This window comes from Nocardioides lentus, assembly GCF_039529515.1.
Lineage (GTDB): Bacteria > Actinomycetota > Actinomycetes > Propionibacteriales > Nocardioidaceae > Nocardioides > Nocardioides lentus.
Window position 1 is genome coordinate 204,118 of sequence record NZ_BAAAMY010000005.1, and the last position, 15,328, is coordinate 219,445.

At 74.9% G+C, this 15,328-nt stretch carries 16 protein-coding genes and 2 tRNA genes; 7 read left to right on the forward strand and 11 right to left on the reverse strand.

Annotation, left to right across the window (positions count from 1 at the left end; all coding sequences use genetic code 11):
- Positions 1-198 precede the first annotated feature (198 nt).
- Both ABD158_RS11855 and ABD158_RS11860 read left to right on the forward strand, forming a co-directional pair.
- Complete coding sequence (locus tag ABD158_RS11855; RefSeq protein ID WP_344007400.1) at positions 199-1,239, forward strand: ECF transporter S component; 1,041 nt, start codon at positions 199-201, stop codon at positions 1,237-1,239.
- Positions 1,236-1,943 (forward strand): VIT1/CCC1 transporter family protein, encoded by a 708-nt coding sequence (locus ABD158_RS11860; protein ID WP_425573192.1) that lies wholly within the window; start codon positions 1,236-1,238, stop codon positions 1,941-1,943. Before ABD158_RS11855 ends, ABD158_RS11860 begins: the two co-directional genes overlap by 4 nt.
- A gap of 182 nt (positions 1,944-2,125) precedes the next feature.
- Here ABD158_RS11860 and ABD158_RS11865 read toward each other — a convergent pair.
- From ABD158_RS11865 to ABD158_RS11895, 7 genes are all read right to left on the reverse strand, one after another.
- Positions 2,126-2,201: transfer RNA gene (locus ABD158_RS11865), tRNA-Ala, on the reverse strand.
- 78 nt (positions 2,202-2,279) lie between these two features.
- Complete coding sequence (gene sepX / locus ABD158_RS11870; RefSeq protein ID WP_344007402.1) at positions 2,280-3,224, reverse strand: divisome protein SepX/GlpR; 945 nt, start codon at positions 3,222-3,224, stop codon at positions 2,280-2,282.
- Positions 3,225-3,342: 118 nt separating this feature from the next.
- Positions 3,343-3,942 (reverse strand): GNAT family N-acetyltransferase, encoded by a 600-nt coding sequence (locus ABD158_RS11875; RefSeq protein ID WP_344007404.1) that lies wholly within the window; start codon positions 3,940-3,942, stop codon positions 3,343-3,345.
- Between the two features lie 17 nt (positions 3,943-3,959).
- The gene (locus tag ABD158_RS11880) at positions 3,960-4,454 is read right to left on the reverse strand and encodes a MogA/MoaB family molybdenum cofactor biosynthesis protein (protein WP_344007406.1); all 495 of its coding nucleotides are present in this window, start codon (positions 4,452-4,454) and stop codon (positions 3,960-3,962) included.
- Positions 4,451-5,011, reverse strand: a complete 561-nt coding sequence (moaC, locus tag ABD158_RS11885; RefSeq protein ID WP_344007408.1) for a cyclic pyranopterin monophosphate synthase MoaC — start codon at positions 5,009-5,011, stop codon at positions 4,451-4,453. Before moaC ends, ABD158_RS11880 begins: the two co-directional genes overlap by 4 nt.
- A complete protein-coding gene (glp, locus tag ABD158_RS11890) occupies positions 5,011-6,279 on the reverse strand; it encodes a molybdotransferase-like divisome protein Glp (RefSeq protein ID WP_344007410.1) in 1,269 nt (422 codons plus the stop codon). The genes moaC and glp overlap by 1 nt, the downstream gene beginning before the upstream one ends.
- Positions 6,276-7,649, reverse strand: coding sequence for a UTP--glucose-1-phosphate uridylyltransferase (locus ABD158_RS11895; RefSeq protein WP_344007412.1), 1,374 nt, complete (start codon positions 7,647-7,649; stop codon positions 6,276-6,278). The genes glp and ABD158_RS11895 overlap by 4 nt, the downstream gene beginning before the upstream one ends.
- A 24-nt stretch (positions 7,650-7,673) precedes the next feature.
- Between ABD158_RS11895 and ABD158_RS11900 the strand changes: the two genes are divergently transcribed.
- Positions 7,674-8,255, forward strand: coding sequence for a 5-formyltetrahydrofolate cyclo-ligase (locus tag ABD158_RS11900; RefSeq protein ID WP_344007414.1), 582 nt, complete (start codon positions 7,674-7,676; stop codon positions 8,253-8,255).
- Between the two features lie 44 nt (positions 8,256-8,299).
- Here the strand turns inward: ABD158_RS11900 and ABD158_RS11905 are convergent, their stop codons facing one another.
- A complete protein-coding gene (locus tag ABD158_RS11905; RefSeq protein WP_344007416.1) occupies positions 8,300-10,933 on the reverse strand; it encodes a penicillin acylase family protein in 2,634 nt (877 codons plus the stop codon).
- 127 nt (positions 10,934-11,060) lie between these two features.
- On the opposite strand from ABD158_RS11905, the gene ABD158_RS11910 reads away from it, so the two are divergent.
- From ABD158_RS11910 to ABD158_RS11920, 3 genes are all read left to right on the forward strand, one after another.
- Positions 11,061-11,441 (forward strand): FmdB family zinc ribbon protein, encoded by a 381-nt coding sequence (locus ABD158_RS11910; RefSeq protein WP_344007419.1) that lies wholly within the window; start codon positions 11,061-11,063, stop codon positions 11,439-11,441.
- A gap of 86 nt (positions 11,442-11,527) precedes the next feature.
- Positions 11,528-12,178 carry an SAF domain-containing protein gene (locus ABD158_RS11915; RefSeq protein WP_344007421.1) on the forward strand — a complete coding sequence of 217 codons (651 nt, stop codon included), beginning with the start codon at positions 11,528-11,530 and terminating at the stop codon, positions 12,176-12,178.
- Between the two features lie 57 nt (positions 12,179-12,235).
- Positions 12,236-12,619: an MscL family protein gene (locus ABD158_RS11920; RefSeq protein WP_344007423.1), complete on the forward strand. Its 384-nt coding sequence runs from the start codon at positions 12,236-12,238 to the stop codon at positions 12,617-12,619.
- Positions 12,620-12,671: 52 nt separating this feature from the next.
- Here ABD158_RS11920 and ABD158_RS11925 read toward each other — a convergent pair whose 3' ends face one another.
- Positions 12,672-12,854 carry a hypothetical protein gene (locus ABD158_RS11925; protein WP_344007424.1) on the reverse strand — a complete coding sequence of 61 codons (183 nt, stop codon included), beginning with the start codon at positions 12,852-12,854 and terminating at the stop codon, positions 12,672-12,674.
- Complete coding sequence (locus tag ABD158_RS11930) at positions 12,851-13,990, reverse strand: LCP family protein (RefSeq protein ID WP_344007427.1); 1,140 nt, start codon at positions 13,988-13,990, stop codon at positions 12,851-12,853. The genes ABD158_RS11925 and ABD158_RS11930 overlap by 4 nt, the downstream gene beginning before the upstream one ends.
- A 214-nt stretch (positions 13,991-14,204) precedes the next feature.
- Between ABD158_RS11930 and ABD158_RS11935 the strand changes: the two genes are divergently transcribed.
- Positions 14,205-14,280: transfer RNA gene (locus ABD158_RS11935), tRNA-Arg, on the forward strand.
- A gap of 6 nt (positions 14,281-14,286) precedes the next feature.
- On the opposite strand, the gene ABD158_RS11940 is transcribed toward ABD158_RS11935, so the two are convergent.
- Positions 14,287-15,294, reverse strand: a complete 1,008-nt coding sequence (locus tag ABD158_RS11940) for a Calx-beta domain-containing protein (RefSeq protein WP_344007429.1) — start codon at positions 15,292-15,294, stop codon at positions 14,287-14,289.
- Between the last annotated feature and the right edge of the window lie 34 nt (positions 15,295-15,328).

A 15,328-nucleotide genomic window follows, 5' to 3' on the forward strand; every position in this document is an offset into this window, starting at 1 on the left:
AACGGGACGCGCCGGCTGCGGGCGGACGTGCCGTCCTGCTCCGGACACGGGCGCTCGCCGGGTGGGTCGGGGCGCGGGGCCCCTCCCCCGGGTGCGGGCCCCGCGCGCCCCCGTCGTACGACGACACCGGCCGGCCCGCCAGCCCTGCCGGGCTCCCCGGACGAAGCCGGACGGCCGTCCTATGCTCGGGGCGACGTCGTGGACGGGCCCGCGCGGGGCCCACGCTCGGGGGGAGCGGACATCGCAGGCGAGTGGGACCACCTGATCGAGCAGCTGCGGCTGCTGCGCCGCCGGGCCGGGGACCCGTCGTACGCCGACCTCGCGGCCCGCGTCGCCGCCGCCCGGGTCGCGGCCGGGCAGCGGCCCGAGGCCGCGCGCGTGGCGCGCTCGACGGTCTACGACGCGTTCCGCCCCGGGCGCAGCCGCGTGAACCTCCCGCTGGTGCGGGAGATCGCGGCGGTCCTGGGAGCCGCCGACGGCGAGGTCGACCGCTGGCTCGCCGAGGAGCCCGAGCCGCAGGCGCCGGCCGACCCCCCGCCCGGACCCGAGCCGGAGCCCGAGCCCGAGTCGGAGCCCGAGCCGGAGCCCGAGCCGGCGCCGGTGGCGGGGCCGGCACGTCGGTGGGCGGTGGTGCTGCTCCTCGTCGGGTGCGTGGTCGCGAACCTGACGGGCCGGGCGTTCCAGGAGACGCTCTCGGTGCCCCTCCACCTCGACATGACCGGCACCGCGGTCGCCGCGCTCGCGCTGGGTCCCTGGTGGGGGGCGGCCGTGGGGCTGACGACCAACGTGCTCGGTCTCGCGGCGGGCCCGGCCAGCCTGCCGTTCGCGGCGGTCAACGTGGCCGGGGCGCTCGTCTGGGGCTACGGCGTGCGCCGCTGGGGGCTCGGACGCACCGTGCCGCGCTTCCTCGCGCTCACCCTCCTCGTCGCGACGGTCTGCACCGCGATCGCCGCCCCGATCCTGCTGCTGCTCTTCGACGGCTCCACCGGCCACGCGCAGACCCTCGTCGCCGCGGGCGTGCTCCCCGACGGCCCCTCGGCGCCGGCCGTGGCCGCCGCCAACCTCCTCGTGTCGCTCGCCGACAAGCTGATCTCCGGCTTCGTCGCCCTCGCCGTGCTCGCGGCGCTGCCGCTCGCCCTGGCGCGCCGCCGTGAGGTCGACCTGCCCTTCCTGTCGCCGCCGCGTCCCGACCCGGCCGCCCCGTCCGACGCCGACGACGCCCTGCGGGGCGCGCGGTGAGCGGGGCCCACACCGACGCCGAGCAGCCGCGCATGTCGGGGCGGCTGAACTGGCTGCGCGCCGCCGTCCTCGGCGCCAACGACGGGGTCGTGTCCACTGCCGGCCTCGTCGTCGGCGTCGCCGGCGCGACGACCTCGGGGGCCGCGGTCCTGACGGCCGGCACCGCGGGCCTCGTCGCGGGAGCGGTGTCGATGGCCCTCGGGGAGTACGTCTCGGTCAGCAGCCAGCGCGACAGCGAGACCGCCCAGCTCGCCACCGAGCGGGTCGAGCTGGCCACGCTGCCCGAGGAGGAGCTGGCCGAGCTGGCGGCGCTCTACCGGGCGAAGGGTCTCAGCGCGGCCACGGCGGACCAGGTCGCCCGCGAGCTCACCGAGCACGACGCCCTGCGCGCCCACGCCGACGCCGAGCTGCACCTGGACCCCGACGCGCTCACGAACCCGTGGCAGGCGGCCGGGGCCTCGGCCCTCGCGTTCACGCTCGGCGCCCTGCTGCCCCTGCTCGCGATGGTGCTGGCCCCGGTCGCCCTGCGCGTGCCCGTCACGATCGCGGTCGTGCTCGTCGCTCTCGCGCTGACCGGCGCCACGAGCGCGCGGCTGGGTCACAGCCCGACCGGGCGGGCGGTGCTGCGACTGGTGGTCGGGGGCGCCCTCGGCCTCGCGCTGACCTACCTCGTCGGGCGGGCGTTCGGGGGCGTCGTCGCCTGACCCGGCCCGGCCCCGGCGGGGCCGGGGATGGAGCCACCCCCACCGAGCATGGGGTCCCGGTGGGGGTGACACCCGTTTTCTATCGGAGCCGCCGAGCCCTCCGCAAATCGGGATCCACAGGGCGGCCCGGAGGACGACGAGGGCCCGCCCCGACGGTGTCGGGACGGGCCTGGTCGAGCTGCTGGTGGAGCTGAGGGGATTCGAACCCCTGACCTTCTCATTGCGAACGAGACGCGCTACCAACTGCGCCACAGCCCCAGCGGTGCCCCGTGCGTGTCAGCACGACGCGAGGGGAGACGTTAGCACCCGGGGTGCGCCCGTCTCCAACCGGCTGCCTCAGGAGCCGACCGCGCGCCCGCCGTCCCAGCGGCGAGGGTCGCGGGTGGCGTCCGAGGAGGCCGCGGGGCCGTTCTCCGAGCGGGCCTCGCGCTCCGCGTCGCGGCCCGTCTGGGCCATGATGCTGTCGCTGGTGTCGTGGCCGGAGGTCCAGACGCCGTCGTCGTTCTTGTGCATCAGCTTGGCGTGCATCAGCGGCGCGATGTCCTTGTGCACGTACGTCGGCAGGGTGACCGGGCGCGGCTCCCACAGCTCGGGGTCGACCTCGGCGGCGTCGATGCTGGCGGTCTGGGCCTCGGGGGCCGGCTCGTCGAAGCCTTCCTCGGTGCGCAGCACGTCGTACGACGAGGGGTAGTCGGCGACCTCGTCCTCGACGCGGACGTCGACCGGGGCGCCGTCGACCTCGGCCGTCCCCGTGCCGGTCACGGCGACGGGAGCGGCGACCCGGCCGCGACGCTCGCCGCGGACCATGGCCCGACAGGCGACCAGCCACATCACGATCAGCGACCCCGGCACGGCGACGAGCCACCAGGAGGCGGCACCGACGCCCGCGGTCACCAGCGAGGCGACGAGGGCGACGAGCAGCGCGCCCAGCACGCGACGCCGCCGCCGCGCGGCGGCGCGGGCGGCCTCGCGGCGACGGCGGCGCTGGGCCGGCGTCAGCTCGACGGGGGCCGGGACGGAGACCTCGGCGACCGCGGTCGCGGCGCTGCGGGGCTTCGTGGTCACCTGGGTGGTCGGCGCCGGTCGGCCCGGCGTCACGACGACCCGTCCGCCGGTCGACGCGGGAGCGGGCTCGCGGCGGGCCAGGGTGCGCATGGTGGCCGAGAAGCGGTCGACGGAGCGCGTGCGCGCCACCTCGTCGTGGTGCTTCAGCGCCTTGGGCACGAGGTAGACGGCCCAGGCCACGGCCAGGGCGACGAAGATGACGGCACTGAGATCCACGCACCGACCCTAGGTTCGACAGCGGCGCGCGGGACGGATGTCAAGGCGTGTGTCGGGAAATGTCTCGTGTGACTCCTGGTGTTCACCCGGTCGATCGCACCGGGCCGCCACCGGGGACTCAGCGCAGCCGGTCGCGCACCGGGCGGTCACGCTCCTCGGCCGTGATGGCGAACAGCCGGTGGTCGCGCCACTCGCCGTCGATGTGCAGGAAGCGGGGCGCGAAGCCCACCTCGGTCAGCCCGAGCTTCTCCACGACGCGCAGCGAGTTGCTGTTCTCCGGGCGGATCGCGATCTCGACGCGGTGCAGGGCGGCCGCCGTGAGGCAGTGGTCGAGCACCAGCGCGACCGCGCGGGGCATCAGCCCCCGCCCGGCGACGGCCTCGTCGATCCAGTAGCCGAGGTTGGCCATCTGCGCGGACCCCCGCACGATCGAGCTGACCGTCACCTGGCCCACGAACCGCCCGTCCACCTCGATCGCGAACGGCAGGCCCTGGCCCGCGGCCGCGATCCGCTTCATCCGCCACACCAGACCGCGGAACGACCGGGGTCCCGGGGCGACGCCCGGCGGCAGCGTGGCGTCCCAGCGGCGCAGCCAGTCGCGGTTGCGTGCCCGGACCTCTCGCCAGGCGCCCGCGTCGCCGTACGTGAGGGGCCGCAGCACCAGCTCGCCGTCCACGAGGCGGGCGGGCCACGGGGCGCCGTCGCGCGGCAGGCCCACGGGACCCGACGGGCCGCTCAGTGGTCGCTCCCGACGACCTGCTCGGCGGCGTGCACGAGCACGGGCCGCAGCACCTCCAGGGCGTCCTTCACCCCGCCGCGCGAACCGGGGAGGTTGACGACGAGGCAGCGCCCGGCGAGCCCGGCCAGCCCGCGCGAGAGCACCGCGGTCGGCACCCCCTTCGCGAGACCCGCGGCCCGGATGGCCTCGGCGATGCCGGGCACCTCCGCGTCGAGGAGGGGCCGCGTGACCTCGGGGGTGCGGTCGGTGGGGGTGAGCCCGGTGCCGCCGGTGGTCAGCACGACGCGGGCGCCGGCGGCGACGGCGTCCCGGACCGCCTCGCCGACCGGCTCGCCGTCGGGCCGCACGTGGGGCCCGTCCACGACGAAGCCGAGGTCGACCAGCGCGTCGACGATCAGCGGGCCCGTGGTGTCCTCGTAGACGCCGGCCGCGGCGCGGTTGGACGCGACGACCACGGCGGCGCGCATCGGCTCGGCGGTCGGGCCGCTCATCGCACCCAGTCCCCCGAGGCGCCGCCGGACTTCGTCTCGACCCGGACGTCGGTGATCACCGCGCCCTTGTCGACGGCCTTGACCATGTCGACGACGGTGAGCGCGGCGACGCTGACCGCCGACAGCGCCTCCATCTCGACACCGGTGCGCCCGGTGGTCCGCACGGTGGCCGCGATCAGCACCGCTCCCCCGCGCCGGGCGTCGCCGGCGGCGTCGCCGGTGGGGTCGCCGATGGGGTCGTCGTCGACCACGTCGAGGTCGACGCTCACCCCCGTCACGGGCAGCGGGTGGCACAGCGGGATCAGGGTCGGCGTGAGCTTGGCGCCCTGGATGCCCGCGACGCGGGCCACGCCCAGCGCGTCGCCCTTCGGCATCCCCTCGCCGCGCAGCAGGCGGGCGACCTCGGCGGTGACCAGCACCCGCCCGGAGGCGGTGGCGGTGCGGGCCGTGACGTCCTTGGCGGACACGTCGACCATCCGGGCGGCGCCGGTCCCGTCGACGTGGGTCAGGCCCCGTGCGCCGCCGGCGGTGCCGGGCGCGGCGTCCGGCCCGCCCATCAGAAGGGCACGTCCAGGCGGACGACCTGGACCGTCTCGCCGGCCGCGAGCGACGTGGTCGCCTCCGGCACCACGATCAGCGAGTCCGCGACGGCCAGGTTGCCGACGAGGTGGGAGCCGGCGCCGCCGACGGGCGACACGGACGCCGCCCCGTGCGACTCGTCGTACGAGCCGCGGAGGAGCTGCCGACGCCCGGGGGGCGAGGTCACCGCGTGGGTCAGCCGGGCCGGCACGGTCGGGCGGACCTCCGGGAGGAGCCCCATCATCCGACGCAGAGCCGGCACGACGAAGGTCTCGAAGGAGATGTACGCCGAGACCGGGTTGCCCGGCAGCGTGAAGACCGGGACGGCGTCCTCGCCGACGGTGCCGAAGCCCTGCGGCTTGCCCGGCTGCATCGCGACGGGCCCGAACCACATGGTGTCGAGCGGGGCGAGGGCCTCCTTGACGACGTCGAAGTCGCCCATGCTGACCCCGCCGGAGGTGACGACCACGTCGGCGCGCACGAGCTGGTCGTGCAGGGCCTCGGTGAACGTCGTGGGGTCGTCGGGGACGATCCCCACGCGGTAGGCGATCGCGCCGGCCGCGCGCGCGGAGGCGGCGAGCAGGTAGGAGTTGCCGTCGTAGATCGAGTCGTGGCCCAGCTCGGAGCCGGCGTCGCGCAGCTCGGAGCCCGTGGAGAGCACGACGACCCGCGGCCGCTGCCGGCACCGCACGCGGTCGCGCCCGACGGCCGCGAGCAGACCGAGGTGGCGGGGGCCGAGCACGGTGCCCCGCTCGACGAGCAGGTCCCCGCTCGAGACGTCGTCGCCGCGGGGGCGCACGTGCTGGGCGGGCTCGGGGGCCTGCGTGATCCGGACGGAGGCCTCACCGCGGTCGGTCCACTCGTAGGGGACGACGGTGTCGGCACCCGCCGGCACCGGCGCGCCCGTCATGATCTTGACCGCCGTGCCCTCCGAGAGGACCCGGATCCGGGCCTGCCCGGCCCCGATCTCGCCGACGACGGGCAGGTGGACCGGCGCCTCCCCGGTGGCCGTGGCGACGTCGCGGTGCACCACGGCGTAGCCGTCCATGGCGGAGTTGTCGAAGCGCGGCAGGTCGATCGGGGACACCACGTCCTCGGCGAGCGCGAGGCCGAGGGCGTCCATCAGCGGCAGCGGGTGCTCCGGGAGCGGCCGCACGGTGCCGAGCACCTTCTCCTGCAGCTGCTCGACCGTGATCGGCTCCGCTGCCGGCGGCGGCACCACGGGGTCCGCGGGACCGGCGCTCACCGCAGCACCGAGTCCGACTCCACGCGCTGGGCCTGGGAGCCGGCGTCGATCTCGACGTCCCCGACGACCTTCACCCCGCGGCAGAAGGTCACGTCGCCGGTCACCTTGAGCGAGGTGGCCTCGGCGAGCGAGGGCGCCCCCTCCGGGAAGCGCTGGGCGAACTGGTCGACGGTCGTGTAGGGCCCGTCGAGGTCGACGAACGGCACCTGCTCGGCCTGCTGGGTCAGGACGAAGTCCTCGCCGAGCGCGTAGACGTCGGAGCGCAGCACGAGCAGGTCGTTGGTCGTCTTGACCGGCACGAAGCGGTCACGGCCGACCTCGATGGTCGTGGCGTCCTCGAAGATCTCGATCGCGGCACCCATGGCGGTCTCGATCTGGACCACCTCCGGGGTGCTCGGGTCGGTCGGGTCAAGGTGCTTGACGTTGCGGATCAGCGGCAGACCGAGGATGCCGCGGCGCACCGACAGCGCCTCCTTCATCGCCGCGAGGTCGAACCAGAGGTTGTTGGTGGAGGTGAACCGGTGGCGCTCGAGGTCGGCCAGCGCCTCCTTGTCCTGCGGCAGCGTCTGCGCGGTCTCGCGCAGCACGATCCGACCGTCGGACCTCCGGCGCGCGAAGTGGCCGCCCTTGCGGTCCGAGGGCGTACGACGCACCGCCTCGATCGCGAACGGCGCGCCGCTGGCGGCGAACCAGCCCGCGACCCGCGGGTCGGGGACGGCGCCGAGGTTGTCGGAGTTGGACACGAAGACGCGCTCGTAGCCGGCCTCGAGGAGGGCGTCGAGCAGCCCGGTGCCGAGCAGGGCCGTGTAGAGGTCGCCGTGGCCGGGCGGGCACCACTCGAGGTCGGGGTCGCGCGGCAGGCTCGCCGGGAGCAGGTCGCGGAGCAGGAGCTTGGGCTCCTTGTTCTGGTGGAACTCCAGCGGCAGGCCGGGGACGGCGAGGTCCTCGTAGCGGCCCAGCGCGGCGACGGTGTCGCCGGAGGTGCGGAAGCTGTTCATGAAGATCAGCGGCAGCCGGGCACCGGTGGTGGCGCGCAGGTGGAGCACCTGCCGGGCGATGACGTCGAGGAACGACAGGCCCTTGCGCACGCACAGCAGCGACTTGGCGCGGTCCATGCCCATCGACGTGCCGAGCCCGCCGTTGAGCTTGATGACGGCCGTCCCGTCGAGCGCGGCGGTGGCCTGCGCGTCGTCCACGGTGACGTCGGCGAGCGACTCCATGTCGTGCGGCTCGATGTCGGACTCGGGGATCATCCCGGTCTCGCCGTGCTCGAGGAGCCGGTAGTAGTGGGAGAACACCTCGATCGCCGTCTCGTCGACCCCGGCGTCGGCCATCTTCTCCCGCGCGCGGGAGAGTCCTGGGCTACCCATGTCACCGATCGTAGGCTGCGCGGGATGCCTTCGTCACAGGCGGGCGCCAAGACGGCGCTGCGCGACGCGCTCCTCACCTCCCGGCGCCGCCGGGGCCCGGCGGGCGTGGCCGCGGCGACCCGCGCCCGGACCTCCCACCTCCTCGCCAGCCCCGAGGCGCGCCGCGCGGCGCTGGTCGCGGCGTACGTCTCGGTCGGCTCGGAGCCCGGCACCACCGTGCTGCTCGACGAGCTGCGCGCCGGCGGCCGGCGCGTGCTGCTGCCGGTGCTGCTCGCCGACGGCGACCTCGACTGGGCGCCGTACGACGGGCCGGGCTCGCTCGTGCCCGCCGGCCGCGGCCTGCTGGAGCCGGCGACCGCCCGCCACGGGACCGACGCGATCGCGGCCGCGGACCTCGTCGTCGTGCCGGGGCTCGCGGTCGACGCCGCGGGCCACCGGCTGGGACGCGGCGGCGGCTCCTACGACCGGGCGCTCGCCCGGGTCCGGGTCGGCACGCCGACCTGGGTCCTGCTGCACGCCGACGAGCTCGACCGCGACGTCCCCGTCGAGCCCCACGACCGCCGCGTGACCGGCGCGGTCACCGAGGACGGCGTCGTCCGCTTCTGAGCCGCCCGGGCCCCCGGGCCGCCGGCCCCGCGGGGGGCGGGCGGCTACCGCTCCTCGGGCGTGGGCCGCAGCGTGAGCAGCTCGTCCGTCGCCTCGGCGACGGCCTCCCGGCCGAAGGCCCACGGCAGGGTCTCGCCGGCGACCATCACGTCGGTCTGGTCGGTGTAGTGGTCGCTCGCGGGGTGGCCCGAGACGCCGGTGAGGTTGACCCAGCGGGAGTCGTCCCAGTCGGCGGTCGAGACCACCATCCGCATCGACGGGCCCGCGATGGCGCCGTAGCCCTCGCGGGGGTCCCAGCCGAAGGCGTTGACCGTCTCCGACCCTCCGGGCAGCTCCCAGCCGCCGCGGTTGACGAGGCGCTCGACGACGCCGATCCCGGACTCGCCCAGGGTCGGCTCGGCCAGGGACAGGGTGTGGGCCGCACCCCAGGTCCACTCCGAGGCGACCGGCGACTGGGTGGCGGTGAGGTCGTCGCGGGCGGCGAGCAGCGCGGCGCGCAGCACGTCGTCGCGGGTCTCGACCTCCTCGGTCTCCACGTCGTCCCACCAGCCGCTCGCGGGGCGCCGCAGCAGCCGCTCGACCGCGGCCATCCACCGGTCGCTCCCGTCGGGGCGCGCGGCCTCGGCGAGCTCGTCGTGGAAGGTCAGCTCGAGCAGGCGCGCCCACACCGTGTTGAAGTAGGCCGCCGCCGCGCTCTGCGGTCCCTCCGCCGGCTGGGTGAAGTCCCAGTCGGCGAGCAGCGCCTGGCCCGCCCCGGGGTAGCCGTCGGCGAGCTCGACGTCGAGCAGGAACGGCACCAGCGTCGGCGCCAGGGGGTGGTGGTCGTCGAGCTGGACCTCGGCCATCTCCGCCACCGACAGGTCCCCGGTCTCCAGCTCGGCGGTCAGCCGCTCCCGGATCCGCTGCGACCGGTAGCCGCGGTCCCAGTCGTCGGTGAGGTAGACGGGGTAGCCGGGCCCGGTGACCGCCTGGTTGGCGGTCACGACGAACCCCTCGGCGGGGTCGAGCTCGGTCGGCAGGCTCTCGAAGGGGACGGTCTCGCCGGTCCACGAGTTCTGCGGCAGCCACCCCGCCGTGGGCTGCGAGCCGTCGTTGCCCGAGCGCCGGATCGGGACCCGTCCCGGCGCCTGGTAGCCGATCCGGCCCTCCCGGTCGGCGTACACCAGGTTCTGCGCCGGGACGGCGAAGTCCGCGGCGGCCGCGCGGAACTCCTCCCAGTCCGAGGCGAGGTTGAGGCCCAGCAGCGCGTCGGCGGTCGGGGCCGGCTCCAGGGCGGTCCAGGCCAGGGACACCGCGTACCCGTCGGTGTCGAGGCCCGGCGACTCCCCCGGCACCACGGCCTCCTCGCCGACCCCGCGCAGCTGCTCGGAGACGTCGGAGAGGATCGGCCCGTTGTCGGTGCTGCGGACCCTCAGCTCGACGTCCTCGCCGTCCCGGACCTCGATGGTCTCCTCGCGGGTGCGCAGCGGCAGGCGCTCGCCGTCGTAGAGCCAGGTCTTCTCGTCGGCCTGCTCGAGGAACAGGTCGGTGACGTCGGGGCCGAGGTTGGTGAAGCCCCAGGCGATGTCGGCGTTGTGGCCGATCACGACGCCGGGCACCCCCGAGAAGCCGAAGCCGGCGACGTCCATCGGGCAGTCGGGGCCGACGTCGGTGCAGTGCAGCCCGACCTGCGTCCAGACCCCGGGGACCGCGGTGCCGAGGTGGGGGTCGTTGGCCAGCAGCGGCGCACCGGTCGAGCTGTTGTCGCCGGAGACCACCCACGAGTTGCTGCCGACGTCGTCGCCGCGGCCGAGGAGGGCCGGCATCCGGGCGACGGCGTCGCCGACCTCGCCCACGAGTCGCCGCTGCCCGGCGGTCCAGGCCGGTCGGGGCACCCGCGTGGTGGTGCCGGTCGCGGCCGGCTCGAAGACCCCGTCGACGAGACCGCCGCCGGCGAGCACGGGCCTGTTGCGGCCGTAGGGGTAGCGGGGGAAGAGCTCCTCGACCTCCTCCGGGGTGTGGTCGATGCCCGTGACGACCCGGGCGACCTCCTCGTCGAGGTTGCCGCGCAGGTCCCACGCCATCGCCTTGAGCCAGGCCAGCGAGTCCACCGGCGTCCAGGCCTCGGGGGTGTAGTCCAGCCCCGTGAGGCCCAGCACCGTGTACTGCACGGCCATCTCGCTCGGCGCGTGGGAGTCGAGGTAGGCGTTCACCCCGTCGGCGTAGGACTGCAGCGCGCTGCGGGTCGCCGGCGAGACCAGCGCGAGCTCGCGCTCCGCGACGCGGCGCCAGCCCATCGTGCGCACCATGGCGTCGGTCTCGACCGTCGCCTCGCCGAAGAGCTCGGAGAGCCGCCCCGCGGTGATGTGGCGCCGCACGTCCATCTCGTAGAAGCGGTCCTGGGCGTGCACGAAGCCCTGCGCGGTCAGCAGGTCGTCGACCGAGTCGCCGTACAGGTGCGGGACCCCCTGGGCGTCGCGGCGCACCTCGACGGGACCCTCGAGACCGGCGATCTCGAGCTCGCCGTCGGTCTGCGGCAGCGGCCGACGGACCACGACGACCGTGGTCAGCGCGAGGAGGACCAGCACCAGCACGAGCCCGAGCGCGACGTACGCCGGCCAGCGGGTCCAGGCCGGCAGCTCCCGGAAGCGGATCCACCAGCCGACCACCGGCGGCGGGGGTCGTGACGGCTCGCTCATCGTCGGAGATTGTGCCGTACGCTGGGCAGTCGACCTCCACGAGTGCCACGTGCGGAGCGAGTGAGGTGTCCCTCGCGCCGCCGGGCCGGTCGACCCCGTTCCTGCAGCACCGAGAGGATCCCCGAGCGTGCCGACCTACCAGTACGCCTGCACCGAGTGCGACCACCGCTTCGAGCAGGTCCAGAAGTTCACCGACGACGCGCTGAGCGAGTGCCCGGTGTGCCACGGGCGCCTGCGGAAGGTCTACAACGCGGTCGGCGTCGTCTTCAAGGGCTCGGGCTTCTACCGCACCGACAGCCGCCAGGGCGCGGGCTCCGAGTCGGGGTCGTCCTCGGGGTCCTCCTCGGCGTCCTCGGGCTCCTCGGAGTCGTCCTCCGGCGGCTCCACGGAGAAGTCGGGCTCGGCCGGCAAGTCGGGCTCGGCCGACACGACCTCGTCGTCCTCGTCGGGCTCCTCGACGTCCGGGTCGACGTCCACGGGCTCGTCGTCGGGCTCGTCCGCCTCCTGAGCCACCTTCCGTCCACGGGCCGGCGGCCGGGTGGGGGCTGGGGACGACGGCGGGCCGGGGGGTCGCCCGCGGCCTAGCGTCGCGCCATGACCTCCTCGCCCCGGCAACGCCTGGCCCGCGCCCGCCTCGTCGTACGCCGGGCGGTGCTGCGCCACCGTCGGCTGCTGGCGGCGCTGTGCGCGGCGGTGGCGGTCGCGGCCGGGCTGCAGGCCGCGGCGCCCGCGGCTCCGGCGCGGGTGGCGGTGACGGTCGCGGCGGCTGACCTGGCGGCCGGGGAGGTGCTGGGGCCCGAGGACCTCGCCTCCGTGCAGCTCCCGCCCGGCGCCGCGCCGACGGGGCTCGCCCCGACGCCCGCCGGGCGGACCCTCGCGGCGCCGCTGCGCCGCGGCGAGCCGGTCACGGACGTGCGGCTGGTCGCGCCCGGGCTGCTCGCGGGCTACCCGGGGCTCACCGCGCTGCCCGTGCGCCTGCCCGACGCCGGGGTGGTCGCCCTGCTGCGTACCGGTGACCACGTCGACCTGGTGGCCGCCGACCCGCAGGGAGCCGCGGCGACGACGGTCGCGACCGGGGTGCCGGTGCTGGCGCTGCCCGCGCCGGGCGACGACGACGCGCTGAGCTCGTCGGCAGCGGCCACCCCACCCGGCCGGCTCGTGGTCGTCGGGCTCGACCCCGTCGACGTCCCCCCGGTGGTGGACGCGGCCGCGCGGTTGTTCCTGACCGTGGCCTGGTCACGCTAGTTTGACCCGACAACCACCGGTCCGACAGGCGTCGGCCGACACCAGCGAAGGAGCACCATGGGCGGCTTCAAGAACTTCATCCTCCGCGGCAACCTGGTCGACCTCGCGGTCGCGGTCATCATCGGCACCGCGTTCGGCACCGTGGTCACCGCGTTCACGGCGTGGCTCACCAGCCTCCTGCCGGCGTCGACGGCGGAGCAGTTCGACGGGACGACCGAGCTGGGCGCGTTCCTCAACGCGCTGATTGCCTTCGTGATCCTCGCCGCGGTCGTCTACTTCTTCGTCGTGCTGCCCTTCACGAAGGTGAAGGAGAAGTACTTCCCGAGCCCGGCGCCGGGCACCCCGGAGGACATCACCCTGCTCAAGGAGATCCGCGACATCCTCGCCGGCGGCGCCGGCGGGCAGCAGGTCGAGCCGGGCACGGGCACGCACCGCGGCTGAGCCGCGGCCCGCGGGACCCGGAGGTCGGACCGGGAGACCGGTGAGCGGGTGGTCAGCCCCCGTGGTGGGGCGGCACCTGCTCGCGCAGCCACCGCTCGTCGGCGGGCTCGCCGTCGCGCGGCGCCGTCGGTCCCCGCTCGTCCGAGGTGGTCTCCGGCAGCACGTCGCCGAACACCTCCGCGATGCGGCGGCGGCGCTCCCAGTCCGACTCCTCGGCCTCGGCCGGACCGCTCACGCGCAGAGGCCGTTGGCGGCGAGCTCGGCCTTCTCCTCCGAGGAGCCGCCGGAACCACCGGTGCTGCCACCCTGCGGCTTGGCCGCGGTGATGACGCCCTGCGAGAGCTCCTTGCCCACCGGCTCGTCGTTGATGATCTTCTGCCACAGCTCGTCGGCCTCGTCGGTCCACACCAGGCGGTTGGGGTCGGGCTCGTAGGCCGCGATCGGGACCGTCACGAAGCGGATCTTGTTGAGCCCGGTGTTGCGGAACTGCAGGCCGAGGTCGCTCAGCTTGGCGACGCTCTCGAGCTCGGGGTCGAGGGTCAGCGACTTGGTCGCGGCGTTGAGGAAGCCCACGAGCCGGTCCGGGCGCGACAGGGTGCCGGCGGAGACCAGCTTGTTGGCCATCGAGGCGACGAAGGCCTGCTGGCGCTTCATCCGGCCGATGTCGGAGTTGGACGACAGCACGTAGCGCTCGCGCACATAGGCCAGCGCGTCCTTGCCCTCGAGCTCCTGCGTGCCCGCCTCGAGGTAGATGTCGTGGGCGGGGTCGTCGACCTCGGTGGGGATGCAGACCTCGACGCCGTCGATCGCGTCGACCATCGACTCGAAGCCGCCGAAGTCGACGTCGACGAAGTGGTCGATGCGGATCCCGGTGAGCTGCTCGACCGTCTGGATGGTGCAGGCGGGGCCGCCGACCGAGTACGCCGTGTTGAACATGACCGGGTCCTCGCCCGGGATGGTCCCGCCGTCCTCGGTCGTGCAGTCGGGACGCGCGACCATGGCGTCGCGGGGCAGGCTCACGCCGAACGCGCGCTCGCGGTCCGCGGAGACGTGCAGGATCATCGTGGTGTCGGAGCGCTGGCCGCCGCCGGTCAGGCCGTCGATGTCGTTGCCGGCGCCGTCGCGCGAGTCCGACCCCATGATGAGCAGGTTCAGCGGCTCACCGCCGGCGACGTCGACCTTCTCGGGGCGGTCCGTCAGCTGGTCGGACACGTCCATCACCTGGAGGTTGCCGTTCAGGTGGTGGTAGACGGTGGTCACGCCGACGCCCGTGGCCAGCGCGAGGCCCAGCGTCGAGGTGGTGATCACCTTCGCGACGGTGTGACGACGCTCCTTGGGGGCGCGGCGCTTGGGTGCGCGTCGCTTGCTCATCAAGGGCTCCTGGTGGGTCGACGGGCTCCGGCCGGGGCGGCTGACACCGCTCCCGAGGCTAGAGGGTTCCCGCAAATGATGCGCCGTGTCGCCGTGGGGGGCCAAAACCCGGCCTTACCACTGCTCCGACGCCCTCGCCACACCCACCCCACGGGTCCCACCCGGACCACCCGGCGGGCGGGTGACGCTCGGGATGGGAGGATGCGCGGTCGAGGCCCCCGTAGCTCAGCGGATAGAGCAGCCGCCTCCTAAGCGAAAGGTCGCAGGTTCGACTCCTGCCGGGGGCACCACACGGATCAGGGCCGGATCCGGACGGTGGCGCCGGACCGCTTGACCACCCGCGCCGACTGACCTCGTGCGGCAGTCACCTGGACCCGGAACTCGCGGACCCTCGAAGCCATGCCTCTCCTGAACGTCGGCACGTGGAGCCACGCCGTCCGCGACCCGGGACGGATCGTGACCGTCTCACGCCGCACCCGGAAGTCCCGGCCCGCTCGGGCGCTGCCCTCCATCGTGCGCACGCTCAGGACGGTCCGCCGCACCGCCGGGCTCCGCAGCCGCAGGGGCACACGGGCCGTCGCGCCCGCCTCCACGCCCAACGTCCCGTCGACGACGAGCGGCCAACGGTGGGGATCGTCCTCGTACATCAGGTGCTCGACCCGGACGCGGTCCACGTCGAGGGCGCCGACGGGCGGCCCGCCGTCCCACCCGAGGCCGACCTCGGAGCTGGTCAGCCCGAACACCGAACGCGACCACTCGAACCGCCGCCAGTCGTCACCCCAGTGCTTGATCACGAAGAAGCCGCGGATCGCACCGGCCGGAACAACCAACGGGTCGTCGGCCGACGCAGGGAAGCCCTGGTCGTGGGACACCGCGTCCGGGCCGAAGTCGTTGCCGTGGGTCTGCTGCTCGATGAGATACGGCCGCAATCGCACGGGCAAGGGCATGGGCTCGGACAGACGGAACCAGACGCGACGTTCGTAGGCCTGGCCCGAACCCAGGCCCGGACGCGGGCGGTCGTGGCCGTCACCGACCTGCACCAGGGGGCCGGACTCCTCCACCGTCACCTCGGCGACCGGGGTGAAGTTGACCTGGACGCTGTCGGACCACGGGCCGGAGTCCGTGACGGCCGAAACTGTGGCCCGGTGCTCTTCCATCATCGGCAGGTCCGAGAAGTGCGCGGAGGGATCCTGCCCCTGCGGCACCCGGATCTTCTGCTCCGTGTCCCACTGCCAGTCGGCCATGACCGACACCTGGTAGGCGACGACGCGGGGATCGTCGACGGCCCGCCAGCGGATGGTCACGTCCCGCCCCTTGGCGTCGGCCTCGACCTCAGTG

What these genes read in the sequence shown, in the direction of transcription:
- ABD158_RS11880 (WP_344007406.1), bottom strand. Translation starts at nt 4,454, where the DNA reads ATGAGCGGCCCGACCGCCGAGCCGATGCGCGCCGCCGTGGTCGTCGCG.
- moaC (WP_344007408.1), bottom strand. Translation starts at nt 5,011, where the DNA reads ATGGGCGGGCCGGACGCCGCGCCCGGCACCGCCGGCGGCGCACGGGGC.
- ABD158_RS11895 (WP_344007412.1), bottom strand. Translation starts at nt 7,649, where the DNA reads ATGGGTAGCCCAGGACTCTCCCGCGCGCGGGAGAAGATGGCCGACGCC.
- ABD158_RS11900 (WP_344007414.1), top strand. Translation starts at nt 7,674, where the DNA reads ATGCCTTCGTCACAGGCGGGCGCCAAGACGGCGCTGCGCGACGCGCTC.
- ABD158_RS11905 (WP_344007416.1), bottom strand. Translation starts at nt 10,933, where the DNA reads ATGAGCGAGCCGTCACGACCCCCGCCGCCGGTGGTCGGCTGGTGGATC.
- ABD158_RS11915 (WP_344007421.1), top strand. Translation starts at nt 11,528, where the DNA reads ATGACCTCCTCGCCCCGGCAACGCCTGGCCCGCGCCCGCCTCGTCGTA.
- ABD158_RS11920 (WP_344007423.1), top strand. Translation starts at nt 12,236, where the DNA reads ATGGGCGGCTTCAAGAACTTCATCCTCCGCGGCAACCTGGTCGACCTC.
- ABD158_RS11930 (WP_344007427.1), bottom strand. Translation starts at nt 13,990, where the DNA reads ATGAGCAAGCGACGCGCACCCAAGCGCCGCGCCCCCAAGGAGCGTCGT.